General features: G+C 61.4%; 12 protein-coding genes and 2 pseudogenes. 9 read left to right on the top strand and 5 right to left on the bottom strand.

Going from position 1 to position 15,130, the window contains the following annotated elements; genetic code table 11:
* Nucleotides 1-208: 208 nt before the first annotated feature.
* Both D3879_RS18005 and D3879_RS18000 read right to left on the bottom strand, forming a co-directional pair.
* Nucleotides 209-1,663, bottom strand: a complete 1,455-nt coding sequence (locus tag D3879_RS18005; protein WP_119955634.1) for a sigma-54 interaction domain-containing protein — start codon at nucleotides 1,661-1,663, stop codon at nucleotides 209-211.
* Nucleotides 1,660-2,793 carry a PAS domain-containing protein gene (locus D3879_RS18000; RefSeq protein ID WP_119955633.1) on the bottom strand — a complete coding sequence of 378 codons (1,134 nt, stop codon included), beginning with the start codon at nucleotides 2,791-2,793 and terminating at the stop codon, nucleotides 1,660-1,662. The genes D3879_RS18005 and D3879_RS18000 overlap by 4 nt, the downstream gene beginning before the upstream one ends.
* Nucleotides 2,794-2,987: 194 nt before the next feature.
* Here D3879_RS18000 and D3879_RS17995 point away from each other — a divergent pair.
* The 9 genes and pseudogenes from D3879_RS17995 to arfB form a co-directional block, all read left to right on the top strand.
* Nucleotides 2,988-3,257: pseudogene (locus D3879_RS17995) on the top strand (ABC transporter ATP-binding protein); the annotation flags it as partial.
* Nucleotides 3,258-3,514: 257 nt separating this feature from the next.
* Entirely contained in the window at nucleotides 3,515-3,904 is a 390-nt protein-coding gene (locus D3879_RS17990; protein ID WP_119955632.1) for a hypothetical protein, read from the top strand.
* Between the two features lie 64 nt (nucleotides 3,905-3,968).
* Nucleotides 3,969-5,285 (top strand): lipase family alpha/beta hydrolase, encoded by a 1,317-nt coding sequence (locus D3879_RS17985; protein WP_158592100.1) that lies wholly within the window; start codon nucleotides 3,969-3,971, stop codon nucleotides 5,283-5,285.
* 520 nt (nucleotides 5,286-5,805) lie between these two features.
* Nucleotides 5,806-6,888, top strand: a complete 1,083-nt coding sequence (hppD, locus tag D3879_RS17980; RefSeq protein ID WP_119955630.1) for a 4-hydroxyphenylpyruvate dioxygenase — start codon at nucleotides 5,806-5,808, stop codon at nucleotides 6,886-6,888.
* Nucleotides 6,889-7,093: 205 nt separating this feature from the next.
* A pseudogene (locus D3879_RS27650) lies at nucleotides 7,094-8,270 on the top strand (homogentisate 1,2-dioxygenase).
* Between the two features lie 232 nt (nucleotides 8,271-8,502).
* Nucleotides 8,503-9,486 carry a fumarylacetoacetate hydrolase family protein gene (locus D3879_RS17970; protein ID WP_119955629.1) on the top strand — a complete coding sequence of 328 codons (984 nt, stop codon included), beginning with the start codon at nucleotides 8,503-8,505 and terminating at the stop codon, nucleotides 9,484-9,486.
* 100 nt (nucleotides 9,487-9,586) lie between these two features.
* Nucleotides 9,587-10,228: a maleylacetoacetate isomerase gene (maiA, locus tag D3879_RS17965; protein ID WP_119955628.1), complete on the top strand. Its 642-nt coding sequence runs from the start codon at nucleotides 9,587-9,589 to the stop codon at nucleotides 10,226-10,228.
* 108 nt (nucleotides 10,229-10,336) lie between these two features.
* Entirely contained in the window at nucleotides 10,337-11,758 is a 1,422-nt protein-coding gene (locus D3879_RS17960) for an amino acid permease (RefSeq protein ID WP_119955627.1), read from the top strand.
* Between the two features lie 172 nt (nucleotides 11,759-11,930).
* Nucleotides 11,931-12,344: an alternative ribosome rescue aminoacyl-tRNA hydrolase ArfB gene (arfB, locus tag D3879_RS17955; RefSeq protein ID WP_119955626.1), complete on the top strand. Its 414-nt coding sequence runs from the start codon at nucleotides 11,931-11,933 to the stop codon at nucleotides 12,342-12,344.
* Between the two features lie 112 nt (nucleotides 12,345-12,456).
* Here the strand turns inward: arfB and D3879_RS17950 are convergent, their stop codons facing one another.
* The 3 genes from D3879_RS17950 to phhA form a co-directional block, all read right to left on the bottom strand.
* Complete coding sequence (locus tag D3879_RS17950; RefSeq protein ID WP_119955625.1) at nucleotides 12,457-13,653, bottom strand: amino acid aminotransferase; 1,197 nt, start codon at nucleotides 13,651-13,653, stop codon at nucleotides 12,457-12,459.
* Nucleotides 13,650-14,021, bottom strand: a complete 372-nt coding sequence (locus D3879_RS17945; protein WP_119955624.1) for a 4a-hydroxytetrahydrobiopterin dehydratase — start codon at nucleotides 14,019-14,021, stop codon at nucleotides 13,650-13,652. Before D3879_RS17945 ends, D3879_RS17950 begins: the two co-directional genes overlap by 4 nt.
* Before the next feature lie 152 nt (nucleotides 14,022-14,173).
* On the bottom strand, nucleotides 14,174-14,962 hold the full coding sequence (phhA, locus tag D3879_RS17940; RefSeq protein ID WP_119955623.1) for a phenylalanine 4-monooxygenase: 789 nt from the start codon (nucleotides 14,960-14,962) through the stop codon (nucleotides 14,174-14,176).
* Between the last annotated feature and the right edge of the window lie 168 nt (nucleotides 14,963-15,130).

The following is a 15,130-nucleotide window of genomic DNA, read 5'->3' as shown; positions in this document are numbered from 1 at the left end:
CTGAAAGGCTAACCCGGTTGACGGAAAACAACATACAAGGTTGGTGCTGAACGCAGTGATGCCCAACAAGGAGTCGCCCCGCGACTCCCTATACTCGGTCTCGCACGTAGAAGCCCGGCCTTGCAGGCCGGTTGTTGGGCATCGCCTTCGGCTCAGCAGCAATCTACCTCTGTACTCTCTTGATGGCTTTGAGTAGCAGTCGCCAGGCTCAGTCGCGCTGCAATTTGCGGATCAGCGTACCGATGTCGATACCCAGGTGCTGCGCCGCTTTGCGCTTGCTGCCGCACAGGTGTATTGCGCGCAGGATCAATTGTCGCTCGTGGCGTTGTACCTGGGTCTTGAGTGGCTCACCGACGGGGCCGGTAAGCGCTTCGGTAGTGCTGTCATCCTGATCGCTTGGCGCTATAGCCGCAGCTTGCTGTCGTGGTCGGCTTTCCAGTAGTTCGGCGGGCAGGTGTTGCTCCTGGGCTTCATCGTCGGCGAGCACCGCCAGGCGCTCGAAGATATTCACCAGTTCGCGGATATTGCCGGGGTAGTCGTAACTCAGCAAATGCTGCCGGCAACCGATGGCAAGGCGCAGTGGTGGTACCCGGTCGCGGTTGATGCGGGTGAGCAGGATGTCGATGAGAAAGGGCAGATCGTCGCGGTGCTCGCGCAGCGGCGGAATTTCCACCGGCAGTACCGCCAGCCGGTAATACAGGTCAGCACGAAACTCGCCGGTGCTGACCAGATGGCGCAGGTCTTTGTTGGTGGCGGCAATGACCTGCACCTGCACGTTCTTGCTCAGCGGCGAGCCGACCGACTGGATGCTGCCGTCCTCGAGAAACTTCAGCAACTTGGCCTGCACGTGCAAGGGGATCTCGCCGATCTCGTCGAGGAACAGGGTGCCCCCCGAGGCCGCCTCGATATAACCGCGTTTGCCGCTTTGCAGGGCGCCGGTAAAGGCGCCGCGCTCGTAGCCGAACATCTCCGACTCGAACAGGCTTTCGGGAATCCTGCCGCAGTTGACGTGGATGAATGGCCGGTCGCCCCAGCCGGCGGCGCGGTGGATATGGCGGGCGATGGCGGTCTTGCCCACGCCCGGCTCACCGAGCAGCAGTAGACGCGCGCGGCGCCGGAAGGCACGCACGCCAGTATCGGCGATGCTGGAGAGTTGCGGCGACATGTGCAGGGCATTGTCCTGCGGGTCGCCTAGCCCATTGGCGTCGCTTGGCGCGGGCGCGGCTGTGCTGCGCCGAGGCGCTTCGCGGCCGTCATAGTCGCGTTGCAGCAGCAGCGTGTAGGGTTTCTCGTATGCACCGGTCGGCACCGCCTGAGTGCTGGTGAGGAACATCCGCCCATCGCGGGCGCGGGTCAGTGCGCTGTAGCCGCCGCGGCCGATGGCTTGTTGGAAGTCATCGAAGCTCAGCGCCGAGCGCTGGAACAGTTCGCTGTCCGCCAGGCCGATGGCTTCCTGCCGGGAGATGCGGTTAATGCGCTCGGCGGCGAGGTTGAGAAAGCGCACTCGCGACTCGCCGTCACAGAGGATGATGGCGTCGCTGAAGCTGTCCAGCAGCGCGTGCAGAGCTGGGGTTTCCAGCAGCGCGGCGAGGATCTCGCTGCTGACGTTGACCGACGAGCGCATGCCCATCTTCAGGGAAGGGAGCAGCTCCTTTTTTTTCATGGATGCAGCTCGCTGGGCTGACTGGTGCTGCGCTGCTCTGCGCGCAGTACAACCACCCGCCAGGCAACGCCCTCGCTGATCAGGATGCGCGAGCAATGGATATTGAACAGCACCGGCTGGCCGTTCAGGTCATGCAGCGACAGGCTGTGCCAAGTGCGCTCGGGTAGCGTGGTGTCGAGCAGGGCATTGGCGATGCTGGTGCCTTGGGTGATGCCAAAGGTGTTTTCGAACGCGGCATTGCGCCATTGCGGTTGCTGCTGTTCATCGATCACCAGTACTGCGTCGGGCACCGCGTCGAACACCCTGCGTAGGGCCTCAATGCGCTGTTCGGCATCGTGCTGCATGCGCAGTTCCTGGCTGACATCGCGGATGCTGCCCCACATGCGCAGCAGTTGGCCGTTGCTGATGGTAGCGCGCACATCGTTTTCCACATAGGCCGGCGAGCCATCGTGGCGACGATCGACTGAGAGCGCGCCGTCGACACAGAAACTGGCTTCGATCAGGCGTCGCACGAATTCTTCGTTGGCTGGGCTGCGTGGCCAGTAGAGGCGTACGGGCTGCTGGCTGAAATCGACATCCGCCGGCAACTCGTAGACGTCCGCCATGGCGCGATTGCATAGGCGCCAGTAGGAGCGGTTCTCGAATACCTGGCGGACGATCTCGTCGGGCGTCTGGTTTATGTCCACCGCCTCGGCGAACTCGATGCACCAGTACGCCACCTTGGCGCTGAAGAGCATCTGGCTCATGACGTCGTTGGCGCTCTGCAACTCGGCCATGCGCCGGCTCAGCTGGCCCAGCGGCATCTTGATCAGGTGCAGGCGGGCGGGCTGCACGTTGCGCCATTCCAGCACGCCGCTGGCAAGCACCGGCAGCAGGCCACCGTTCTGGCGGATCATGGTCAGTTCCAGATCATGGACGCGCTCATCGGCGGGCGGGTTGCTGAACAGTTGGTTCAGGGCATGCACGGATTCGGCGGTGTAGATCTGCTCGATGCCCTGATCGAGCAAGGCGCCCGGGGCATAGCCCAGTTGATCGCTCTGATGTACGGAGACGTCATGCAGGCGACCGTGCGAGGTGATGGTGTCCGACAGCAGAAGCCCTTTGTCGGTCAGCAGTTGAAGTGTGTCCATGTCATTTCCAAAAGCTTGGCGAGCGCCGTTGTGTGATTCGTTCTGGCACAGTAGCCAACGAAGTGTGGTGCATACAGCTCGCTAACGCACATTGCATGCCAGCGCATTTTTCGCGGTGGCAAGGGCGTTTCAACGGCCGTCAGGGATATGGGCGCTGCATTTTTGCAGCGAAATTGGCGAAATGGCAGCGCTTGATGGTACTGGCCGAGCCGAAAGTGGTGATTCTCGACGAAGCGACTTCCGCCCTCGATGCCGCCACCGAATACGCCCTGCACCAGGCCCTGGGGCAGTTCCTCAAGGGTCGCACCACCTTGATCATCGCCCACCGCCTGTCAGCGGTGAAACAGGCGGATCGGGTGCTGGTCTTCGATGGCGGGCACATCGCCGAGGATGGCGACCATCAGCATTTGATCGCCGACGGCGGCTTGTACGCGAAGTTGTACGGGCATTTGCAACAGAGCTAGCGCAGTCCAGCCTTAATGCCATTCACTTAAGGTCTGTGCATCTGGCTCCCCTCTCCCTAACCCTCTCCCCTGAGGGGCGAGGGGGATAAAAAGCGCAGACGCATGCCGCGCAGCCTGCCCGCAAGCCCTGGGCCTCCTTCGCAGGGGGGGCTTCGGACGAAAGGCTTTTAAGTTCATTCAAATGAAAGATGGCTGGGTAGTCGCCGCGCACTAGACTCATACCGTCAAGTTGCCGCCAACGCTGAAGGAGCGTGCTCATGGCCGCCGTAAGTGGTATTGAAGGCACCAATATCCTGACGGGTTCAGCCAGCAGCGACATTCTCAATGGCCTGGGCGGCGATGACAGCTACCGCTTCGACAGCCACAGCGATTTTGAAAACACCCATTTAGCGGCCGTGAAGATCACCAGCCTGCCAGCCATCGGCAGCCTGCACTACCACAACGGCAGCGCCTGGGTCGTGGTGACCCTGGATCAGGTCATCAGCAAGGCCGACCTCGCCGTCGGCAAGCTTCATCAGGCTTGCGTTGGGCTTCGTCGATATCAAGGTCTGCGCGGTCAACGACCTGTACTCCGGCCTGAAACTGGTCATTTGCCAGGAGCTTCGGTGAAAGCGTCGCAGCCGCGGGGCTCAGCCCATGCGCTCTGACAGTTCTGTCCGGTGGAGTCTGGCGCAGCCTGTAGCACGGCTGATTGTCATAGTGGTGCTTGCGGTGGGCCTGCTGGGCTGCAACGAGTCACCGCGTCCCGACCTGAAGCGGCTCTACCAGCTCAGCACCACCGGCGCCGAAACCGCGCCGGTCATCTTGATCCCAGGGGCCTTTGGCACCCGCTTGCGCGACCGGGTCAGCGGCGAAGAAATTTGGCCGGGGCCGTGGTGGCGCATTCTGTTCTCGTCTTACCCGGAGCTGGCCCTTGAAATCGATCCGCAAACGAATATGCCACGGCCTTCGAGACTGGAAGCTTCGGGGATTGCCGAGCAGGCGCTGCGTCGCGACTTTTACCGCCCAATTTTACGAACCTTGACGCAATTTGGTGGCTATGTGCGCGCCCAGCCCGGGACACCGGCGCGCAAGGGCGAGCGACGTTACTACGTCCTTTCCTACGACTGGCGGCAAGACACCTTGCGCAGCGTGCGGGAACTGGATCGACTGATTGCGGCCGTGCGCCGTGATTACGCCGACCCGACCTTACGCGTCGATGTGGTGGCGCACAGCATGGGTGGCTTGATCGCACGCTACTACCTGCGCTTTGGCACCCGCGATGTGCTGGACGGCGAGCCCCATCTGGTGACCATGGATGGGGCGGACCGGGTGCGCAAACTGGTGTTGCTGGGCACGCCAAACCTGGGTTCGGTCGGCTCATTGCATGCGTTCATCAGTGGTGAAAAGGTCGGTTGGGGCCGGATTTCGCCGCGCACTCTGGCCACCTTTCCCAGCGGCTACCAGCTATTTCCCCATCCGCTCAACAACTGGCTGGTGGATATTGAGGGCAAGCCCCGCCACGACGACTTGTTTGACCCCAAAACCTGGCAGCGCATGGCCTGGTCGGTCTACGAGCCCACCCTGGCCGCCGCTGCCGACGCGCCGACGCTTCAGCGCTATTTCGCATATAACCTGGAGCGTGCACGGCGCTTGGCCTGGATGCTGTCTGTGGCCGAGCCGGTGTCGCCGATCCGCTATGTACTCTTTGGCGGTGGCTGCCATATGACGCCTGCACGGCTGCTGGTGGAGCAGTTCAATGGACGCGACACGGTGCGGCTCACGCCATCAGACATTGCCGCACCCCGGCCCGGTGTGCCCTACGACGAGCTGATGATCGAACCCGGCGATGGCCGCGTCACCAAGCCTTCTCTGCTGGCGCGCGAGACGCTGGACCCCGGCGCGCCACAGAGCGAGGACAGCTTTCTGCCAGTGGCTTATGCGTTCTTCTTGTGCGAGGACCACGCGTTCCTGACGAGCAACATCAACTTTCAGGACAACCTGCTCAACGCGCTCTTGTCACGCCAACCTCCTCCTGACAGCAAATAGCGGGCGCGTGTCCTGCTCAGTTGCGGAGGTGATTCTGACCCATGGCCCTTGTCAAATGGGCGGGAGCCGATCTTAAAGTCATAGCGATGGGCCACCCGTTTGCTCACTCGATTGAGCCCGCCGGCCACGCCAATCTAACGTGCTCATCTTGTTCTTATCTACTCGAGGCATGGCAAACCTCCGTCCTGATTCGCGGACTTCGGTGGTGATGGCGTTTAGCCTGGGCCTGGCACAGAAAGGTAGCCCATCGTCCAACAGGCTTGCACGCGACTCGTTGTCAGGCGTCAGCCTGGCGCACCGCGCTGTCAATAAATCGTTACGCAAGCAAAGCCCCTGCGGTGAGGCTTTCTCGGCTTTTCAGGGTTGTAAGGAAAACGTGCCGCTAGTGCGGGCCAAGTACCTGCTGGCAGCTCTGCCATGCGCTTGTACGGCTCCCGTCCCTCGGTTGTTATGAGGTTATCCGCAGCGCCCGGCTGGTATTGAGCAGGTGCTGAGCCGACAACAACAACGAGGAGGCTGAATGAACGCCGTGACTAAAATCGAACAGCACAACCCGATTGGTACCGACGGTTTCGAATTCGTCGAATACACCGCGCCGACGCCCGAGGGCATTCAGCAGCTGCGTGAGCTGTTCACCGCCATGGGCTTCACCGAAACCGCGAAGCACCGCTCCAAGGAAGTCTTTCTGTTCCAGCAGAACGACATCAATTTCGTCCTCAACGGCAGCCCGACCGGCCACGTCCGCGAGTTCGGCCTCAAGCACGGCCCGAGCGCCTGCGCCATGGCCTTCCGCGTGAAGAATGCCGCCCAGGCGGCCGCCTATGTCGAAGCCCAGGGCGCCACACTGGTCGGCAGCCACGCCAACTTCGGCGAGTTGAACATCCCCTGCGTCGAAGGTATCGGCGGCTCCTTGCTGTACCTCGTCGACCGCTATGGCGACAAGACCATTTACGACGTCGACTTCGAGTACATCGAAGGCCGTACGCCGCAGGACAACGCAGTTGGCTTGATGGAGCTGGATCACCTGACCCACAACGTCAAACGTGGGCAAATGGACGTCTGGTCCGGCTTCTACGAGCGCATCGCCAACTTCCGCGAGATCCGTTACTTCGATATCGAAGGCAAGCTCACCGGCCTGCTGTCGCGCGCCATGACCGCTCCGTGCGGCAAGATCCGTATCCCGATCAACGAATCGGCGGACGATAAGTCGCAGATCGAAGAGTTCATCCGCGAGTACCACGGCGAGGGCATTCAGCACATCGCCCTGGCCAGCGAGGACATCTACGAGACCGTGCGCAAGCTGCGCGCCAACGGCGTGGACTTCATGAAAACGCCGGACACCTATTATGACAAGGTCGATCAGCGCGTTGCCGGCCATACCGAGCCGACTGCACTGCTACGCGAACTGAACATCCTGATCGACGGTGCGCCGGGAGACGATGGCATCCTGCTGCAGATTTTCACCAATACCGTGATCGGCCCGATCTTCTTCGAGATCATTCAGCGCAAAGGCAACCAGGGCTTCGGCGAGGGCAATTTCAAAGCCTTGTTCGAGTCCATCGAGGAGGATCAGGTCAAGCGCGGCGTTCTCAAGGCCGAGTGAACGGAAAACCGTAGGGTGGGTTAGCGGCGCGTATCGCTGGAGATTCGAACATCGCAAGGCATGGGCGCCGCGTAACCCACCGATCCGTGTCAGCAGGCGCAGCAACGGTGGGTTACGGCGCTTCGGCTATCACGCTCGATCCCGACCAGCGTGCTTGCGCCTAACCCACCCTACGAAAAAACGTCGAATCGAGGAGACACCGGCTATGAGCCGTAAATGGATCAGCTTCCCCCTGCGTGAAGGCGAGTGCTCGCGGCAGGCGCATTGCGATTTTCCGACGGGCACTTACGAGCGGGAAATGGGCCGTGAGGGTTTCTTCGGCCCGGCTTCGCACCTGCACCACAAGCATCCGCCCACCGGTTGGATCGATTGGGAGGGGCCGTTGCGGCCCCATGCCTTCAACTTCAACCAGCTCTCCAGTGAGCGCGATTGCCCGCTGGAAGCCCCAATCACCCTGCACAACGGCGACATGAAGCTGCGGGTGTGGAAGACCAACGGCGCCATGCGCCACCTGGTGCGCAATATGGCGACGGCGATGACTGTTGTTTCATTCACGAAGGCGGCGGGGGCACTGTTCTAACTGCGACTTCGGGCCCACCTGGAGTTGCGCGCGACGGCGATTACCTGATGGTTGCCGCGTGGCACCTGCTGGGCAATCGAGGCCAGGAAGGGCCGAGCTTATGCTCTTGTTGATCGGGGAGAACACCGACGGTGCTTTTATCAGCTGCCGGATAAAGGTCGCGTCGGGCCGCATGCGATCATTCGATCCGGCGGTACTCGACGCCCTTCCGCATCTCGACGACGCGTTCAGGCCCACAGGACGAGAACACCTGGCAGGTGCGAATCACACGGCGCAACCAGATCAGACACCGGTGACCTATACCGTATAACCCGCTGGACGTGGTCGCTGGCATGGCGACAAACAGCCGTGGTGCGTTCTCACTGGCGGATATCCGCCCATGAATGAGCCGCAAATCGCTACGCACGTGCCGCCATTCATGTAAGCGCACACCAGCTTCGTGGCCAACGGTTTTGTGGTCTGCACGTTCTGTCCTCGCCCGGTTGAAAGCGACCCAGGTGCGCTGAAGGTGCCGTTCTATCACAACAACGACGACTACGACGAAGTGCTGTTCTACCACCGTGGCAACTTCTTCAGTCGCGACAACATCGAGGCCGGGATGGTCACGCTGCACCCCTGTGGCTTCCCTCACGGACCGCACCCGAAGGCGCTGAAGAAGAGCCAGGACGCCCCAGCCACCTTCGCCGACGAAGTGGCGGTGATGATCGACAGTCGTCGCGCCCTGGAGATAGACCCAGCCGCCGCGCAGGTCGATGTGCCCGAATACGTGAACTCCTGGCGTGCGCCAGGGAAAGACAGTTGAGGCTAGCGCCGTGCGACTCCCTCTCCCTTCAGGGAGAGGGTGGGGGAGAGGGTAGCGTTTGACGACTTCACCCTCTCCCCCGGCCCCCGCTCTGCGCCCCGGCCTGAGCGCGGAGCGTTCAGGCGCTCATCGGCACACGAGCCGGCGGCTCTAAAAACGTACCTCTTCGCCCCATAAATGGGCGAGGGGAGAGACATGCAGCGCTCCGACAGAATTTTTGAAAGGTTGACTTATGAAACTCGCATCTCTGAATCAAGGCCGTGACGGCGTGCTGGTCGTAGTCTCCCGCGACCTGAGTCGTGCGGTGAAAGTCCCGGCGATTGCCCCGACATTGCAGGCAGCACTGGATGATTGGGCAACTAAGCGCCCACAGTTGGACGCGATTTACCAACGACTGAACGATGGTCTGGAAGCTGGCGCGTTCGCCTTCGAGCAGAGCGCCTGCGCCAGCCCGTTGCCGCGCGCCTATCACTGGGCCGATGGCAGTGCCTACGTCAACCACGTCGAACTGGTGCGCAAGGCCCGTGGCGCCGAGATGCCGGAATCCTTCTGGCACGACCCGCTGATGTATCAGGGTGGTGCGGATACCTTTATCCCGCCGCACAGCCCGATCCGCATGGCCGACGAGGCCTGGGGCATCGACCTGGAAGCCGAACTGGCGGTGATCACCGACGACGTGCCGATGGGCGCCTCGGCGGCCGAAGCGGCCTCGCACATTCAGTTGCTGATGCTGGTCAACGACGTGTCGCTGCGGAATCTGATTCCCGGCGAGCTGGCCAAGGGCTTCGGTTTCTACCAGAGCAAGCCGTCCTCCAGTTTCTCGCCGGTGGCGGTGACGCCGGACGAACTGGGCGATACCTGGCGCGAGGGCAAGGTGCATCGGCCGCTGGTCTCGCATATCAATGGTCAGCTGTTTGGCCAGCCGGATGCCGGCGTCGACATGACCTTCAACTTCCCGACTCTGGTCGCTCACGCCGCCAAGACCCGGCCGCTGGGAACCGGCACCATCATCGGCTCCGGTACGGTGTCGAACTACGACCGCAGTGCCGGTTCCAGCTGTCTGGCCGAAAAGCGCATGCTGGAAATCGTCGAGCACGGCGAGGCGAAAACCCCGTTCCTCAAGTTCGGTGACCGTGTGCGTATCGAGATGTTCGACGCCCGTGGGCAAAGCATCTTCGGTTCTATCGAACAGGCGGTGGAAAAATACGCCCACTGATCCTGTAGGAGCGAGCTTGCTCGCGAATGGCAGCCCCGCAAACGGTTCGCGGGCATGGCCCGCTCCTACGGTCCAGACCACTACCTCAGGAAGGATGTCCATGCTGACGCTCTATTCCTACTGGCGTTCCAGCGCCGCCTATCGGGTGCGCATCGCACTTAACCTGAAGGGGTTGGCCTACCAGCAAGTGCCGGTGCATCTGGTCAAGGACGGCGGCCAGCAGCATTCGGCTGACTATCTGGCGCTGAATCCGCAGGGGCTGTTGCCGCTGCTGGTCGATGGCAAGACGAAGATCGCGCAGTCCCTGGCGATTCTCGAATACCTCGATGAAACCCACCCGCAACCGGCACTGCTGCCGAGCGATCCGGCCCTGCGCGCGCAGGTGCGTGCATTGGCGCTGCATATCGCTTGCGATATCCACCCGCTTAACAACCTGCGGGTGTTGCAATACCTATCCGGCACATTGGGGGTTGAGAGTGAAGCGAAAGACACCTGGTACCGGCACTGGGTGGATGTTGGCTTGGCGGCCGTGGAGCAGGGCTTGATGCGCTTGCCCGGTCGTCTGTCACTGGGTGAACGGCCGGGTTATCTGGAAGCCTGTTTGATTCCGCAGGTGTACAATGCGCGCCGTTTTAACTGTGACCTCAATGCGTACCCTCGCATCCTCGATGTGGTCGCCCACTGTGAATCCCTTGATGCGTTTAAAAACGCCGCTCCGGAGGAACAGCCCGACGCTCAGTAAGGGGCCCGCAACTAACTGCAAAGGCTTACAAGCCTTGCTGAATTCCGCCGCACCACGAGCGCGGCGGGTCCGATCCCGTCACAGATAAAAACAAAAGGTGACGTACTAATGCAGCATGACACTCTTCCCTCGGGCGAGCTTAAGCGCGGCCTGAAAAATCGCCATATCCAGCTGATCGCGCTCGGTGGCGCCATCGGCACCGGTTTGTTCCTCGGCTCGGCCGGGGTGCTGAAATCCGCCGGGCCGTCGATGATCCTCGGCTACGCCATTTGCGGTTTTATCGCCTTCCTGATCATGCGCCAGCTCGGTGAAATGATCGTCGAAGAGCCGGTAGCCGGCTCCTTCAGCCATTTCGCCCACAAGTACTGGGGCGGTTTTGCTGGCTTCCTCTCGGGCTGGAACTGCTGGGTGCTGTACATCCTGGTGGGCATGTCGGAGCTGACCGCGGTCGGCAAGTACATTCATTACTGGTGGCCGGATGTCCCGACCTGGGCTACCGCGGCGGTGTTCTTCGTCATAGTCAACGCGATCAACCTGGCCAACGTGAAGCTGTTCGGCGAGGCGGAGTTCTGGTTCGCCATGATCAAGGTGGTGGCGATCATCGGCATGATCGTGCTCGGCTGCTACCTGCTGTTCAGCGGTGCCGGCGGCGAGCAGGCGGCGGTGAGCAACCTGTGGGAACACGGCGGTTTCTTTCCTAACGGCATCTCCGGTCTGGTGATGGCGATGGCCTTCATCATGTTCTCCTTCGGCGGCCTGGAAATGCTCGGTTTCACCGCGGCCGAGGCCGACAAGCCGAAAACCGTGATCCCGAAAGCGATCAACCAGGTGATCTACCGCATCCTGATTTTCTATGTCGGCGCGTTGGTCGTGCTGCTCTCCCTGACCCCCTGGGATGCGCTGCTGCAGAACATCAACAGTGCCGGCGACGCCTACAGCGGCAGCCCGTTCGTCCAGGTGTTCTCGATGCTGGGTAGCGATACCGCCGCGCACATCCTCAACTTCGTGGTGCTCACCGCCGCGCTGTCGGTCTACAACAGCGGCACCTACTGCAACGGTCGCATGCTCTTGGGTCTGGCCGAGCAGGGCGATGCGCCGAAGTCGCTGGCCAAGGTCGACAAACGTGGGGTGCCGGTGCGGGCACTGGTGCTCTCGGCGCTGGTGACCTTCCTCGCCGTAGTGGTCAACTACGTGGTTCCGCAGAACGCGCTGGAGCTGCTGATGTCGCTGGTGGTTGCGGCATTGGTGATCAACTGGGCGATGATCAGCTATTCGCACCTGAAGTTCCGCCAGCACATGCTGCGCAAGGGCGTGCAGTCGGGCTTCAAGGCCTTCTGGTACCCGTTCGGCAACTACCTGTGCCTGGCCTTCGTGCTGTTTATCCTCGGCGTCATGCTGCTGATCCCAGGGATCAAGGTGTCGGTCTACGCGATTCCGTTCTGGCTGGTGTTTATGTGGGGTTGCTACCGCCTCAAACTGTCCAAAGGTAAAGCGACGGTCGATCTGGCCGGCGCCCCGGCAGTCGAGTAAGCGCGCAACACAGGCCGATGAATTCGGTGCGATACACAACAAACCCGGCTAAAGCCGGGTTTGTTGTTTCAGCAGGGCGGAAGCTTGAGATGAATGCTGGCGTCGGCGCTTTAAGCGCCGAGCGGGCGCTCGGGTTATCCTGGCCTCCTCCTTCCTTATATGTGCGTTCGTCATGCTGGTGATTTCCAATAACGTTCATCTGCCCGATGCCGAGGTCGAGCTGACGGCCATCCGCGCCCAGGGCGCCGGTGGGCAGAACGTTAATAAGGTCTCCAGCGCGGTGCATCTGCGTTTCGATATCCACGCCTCGTCGCTGCCGCCGTTCTACAAGGAACGCCTGCTGGCGCTGCGCGACAGCCGTATCACCGGCGATGGCGTGGTAGTGATCAAGGCGCAGCAGTACCGCACTCAGGAACAGAACCGCGCGGACGCTCTGGAGCGGCTAAAGGAGCTGATTCTGAGTGCCGCCAAGGTGGAAAAAGCCCGCCGCCCGACCAAACCAACCCTGGGTTCGAAGAAGCGTCGATTGGAAGGCAAGAGCCAGCGCGGCTCGATCAAGGCCGGGCGCGGCAAGGTGGATTACTGAGTTTCAGTAGGTGGTTCAGAGGAGAGGGCATAACTTTGTAGGAGCGAGCTCTGCTCGCGAAGCTCTTCAAACAAGAGCATCGCGGGCAAGCCCGCTCCTACGGGTTTGAAGGTCAGGCGCACACCTGGGCGATGGCTCGGGCCAGGTCGTCGAGACGACTGGCATCGATCCCTGCCACGTTGGCACGGCCGGAACCGACCATATACACGCTGTATTCATCCCGTAGCCGCTGCACCTGCAGGGGCGTCAGGCCGGTGTAGGAGAACATCCCGCGCTGTATGCCGATATGCGCAAAGCGTTCGGCCAGACCGTAAGGCTGCAGAGCTTCGACCAAGCCCATACGCAATTCGGTGATGCGGCGGCGCATGGCTTCCACTTCATCGGCCCAGAGGGTTTTCAAGGCGTGATCGTCGAGGATTTGCGCGACCACCGCAGCGCCATGAGCGGGTGGGGTGGACCACAGATTGCGGGCTATAGAGGCCAGCTGGCTGCGGACATCCAGCAGTTTTTCCGCATTTTCGCAGCAGACGATCAAGGCGCCGGTGCGTTCGCGGTAGAGGCCGAAGTTCTTCGAGCAGGAGCTGGTGATCAGCAGTTCGGGTAGTTCTTGGGCGAACAGCCGTACCGCCCAGGCATCCTCTTCCAGGCCGTCGCCAAAGCCCTGATAGGCGAAGTCGATCAGCGGCAACAGCTCACGCGCGCGCACCACTTCCAGCACCCGGCGCCAATCGTCCTGGCTCAGGTCGAAGCCGGTCGGGTTGTGACAGCAGGCGTGCAGCAGCACCACGTCGCCGAGCGGTAACTGGCCGAGGGCGGCGAGCATGGCTTCGACGTTCAGGCGGTTGTCGCTGCCGACGTAGGGGTAATGACCGACCTTGAGCCCGGCTTCGGCAAAAATCGTTTCGTGGATCGGCCAGGTTGGGTCGCTCAGCCAGATGCCACGGCCGGGCAGGCAATGGGCGATAAAGTCCGCAGTCAGGCGCAGGGCGCCGGTGCCGCCAGGCGTTTGCGTGGCGCCGGTGCGTTGTTCGCGCAGCAGTGGGGAATCGGCACCGAGCACCAGTTCAGCCAGGCGCGCAGCAAACAGCGCATCGCCATGACCGCCGATGTAGCTCTTGGTCGTTTCGCTGTCGACCAAGCGCTGCTCGGCCAGCTTCACCGCACGCAGAATCGGCGTATGACCCTGGGGGTCTTTGTACACGCCAACACCGAGATCCAACTTGGCCGGATTACTGTCGGCACGAAAGGCCTCGATCAGGCCGAGAATCGGGTCGCCGGGCACGCGGGAGATAGCGTGGAAGTGTTTCACTTGCGCCCCTCCGCGGTTTTCGCGACCTCGTCGGTACGGGCGGCCATGATGAAGTCGTTGCGGTGCAGGCCTTTGATCGAATGGCTCCACCAGGTCACGGTGACCTGGCCCCATTCGGTCAGCAGGCCAGGGTGATGGCCCTCGGCCTCGGAGATTTCGCCGACGGCGTTGGTGAAGGCCAGGGCCTGTTTGAAATTCTTGAACAGGAAGAGTTTTTCCAACTGCATCACACCGTCACGAACTTCGATATTCCAGTCCGGAATCTGCCGCAGCAATTCGGGCAGTTCGGCATCGCTGACTTGCGGGGCACCGGCTTGGCAGGCTTCGCAGTGGGCCTGATTCAGAACTGAGGGGGTCAACGCGGTCATGGTGGGTTCCTTCTTATTGGCGTTTGCTGTCTAGATAGTCTAGGTAGGCTGGGTAGAGCGTAGCGAAACCCAGCTCGATGCTCTGCGCTGGGTTTCGTCGCTACGCGACTCTACCCAGCCTACGTGTCCAGGTATTGGTGTCCGGATATCGTTCAGGCCGCCTGTTTCGGCGGGAATTTCGCCGGGTGCAAGCCTAGCTGCATGGCTTTGGGCACCATCGCCATGATGTCCTCCTGGGCCAGATCGAACAGCCGCTTAAGCTCCGGCAGCACGAAATACAGCGGTTGCAGGATGTCGATGCGGTAAGGCGTGCGCATCGCTTCGATCGGGTCGAAAGCCTGGTGCTCGGGCTGGTCGGACAGGCAGTAGAGCGTCTCCTTCGGCGAGGAGAGAATGCCGCCGCCATAAATTTTGCGGCCCTGTGGCGTGTCGACCAGACCGAACTCGATGGTCATCCAGTACAGGCGGGCGAGGTAGACGCGTTCCTCTTTGCTGGCCTTGAGGCCGAGCTTGCCATAGGTGTGGGTGAATTCGGCGAACCAGGGGTTGGTCAGCAGCGGGCAATGGCCGAAGATTTCATGGAAAATGTCCGGCTCTTGCAGGTAGTCCAGCTCTTCTCGCGTACGAATAAAGGTGGCAACGGGGAATTGCTTGCTGGCCAGCAGCTCGAAAAAGGTCTGGAACGGAATCAATGCTGGTACCCGCGTCACGCGCCAACCGGTGGTGGCATCGAGAACCTTGTTGATCTCGCCGAGTTGCGGGATGCGCTCGTGGGGCAGGCCAATCTGCTCAATACCGTCCAAATACTCCTGACAGGCGCGACCTTCGACCACCTTCAACTGGCGTGTGATCAAAGTGTTCCACACCTCATGCTCGGCTTCCGGGTAATGGATAAAACCGTGCTCGTCCGGTTGGCGGGCCACGTACTGCGTGGTTTTCATACGGTCTCCTGCGCGGTCGCAATGCCGCAGCGCATTGTTGTTGTCTTGACCTAGCAATACCGCAGAGCGTTGCGCGGCGCAGCCCGCTAATGGCTTCGGGTGGGCAGGAAGTAGCGACAAAATCGTAAAGATATAGTTACGATCCTGGCGGAGTTGCGGATTTCAGCC

The sequence above is a fragment of the Pseudomonas cavernicola genome (assembly GCF_003596405.1).
GTDB lineage: Bacteria > Pseudomonadota > Gammaproteobacteria > Pseudomonadales > Pseudomonadaceae > Aquipseudomonas > Aquipseudomonas cavernicola.
The sequence above is the reverse complement of the archived record's forward strand: the minus strand, read 5'-3'. Positions and strand labels throughout refer to the sequence as shown.

What these genes read in the sequence shown, in the direction of transcription:
- D3879_RS18005 (WP_119955634.1), bottom strand. Translation starts at nt 1,663, where the DNA reads ATGAAAAAAAAGGAGCTGCTCCCTTCCCTGAAGATGGGCATGCGCTCG.
- D3879_RS18000 (WP_119955633.1), bottom strand. Translation starts at nt 2,793, where the DNA reads ATGGACACACTTCAACTGCTGACCGACAAAGGGCTTCTGCTGTCGGAC.
- D3879_RS17990 (WP_119955632.1), top strand. Translation starts at nt 3,515, where the DNA reads ATGGCCGCCGTAAGTGGTATTGAAGGCACCAATATCCTGACGGGTTCA.
- hppD (WP_119955630.1), top strand. Translation starts at nt 5,806, where the DNA reads ATGAACGCCGTGACTAAAATCGAACAGCACAACCCGATTGGTACCGAC.
- D3879_RS17970 (WP_119955629.1), top strand. Translation starts at nt 8,503, where the DNA reads ATGAAACTCGCATCTCTGAATCAAGGCCGTGACGGCGTGCTGGTCGTA.
- maiA (WP_119955628.1), top strand. Translation starts at nt 9,587, where the DNA reads ATGCTGACGCTCTATTCCTACTGGCGTTCCAGCGCCGCCTATCGGGTG.
- D3879_RS17960 (WP_119955627.1), top strand. Translation starts at nt 10,337, where the DNA reads ATGCAGCATGACACTCTTCCCTCGGGCGAGCTTAAGCGCGGCCTGAAA.
- arfB (WP_119955626.1), top strand. Translation starts at nt 11,931, where the DNA reads ATGCTGGTGATTTCCAATAACGTTCATCTGCCCGATGCCGAGGTCGAG.
- D3879_RS17945 (WP_119955624.1), bottom strand. Translation starts at nt 14,021, where the DNA reads ATGACCGCGTTGACCCCCTCAGTTCTGAATCAGGCCCACTGCGAAGCC.
- phhA (WP_119955623.1), bottom strand. Translation starts at nt 14,962, where the DNA reads ATGAAAACCACGCAGTACGTGGCCCGCCAACCGGACGAGCACGGTTTT.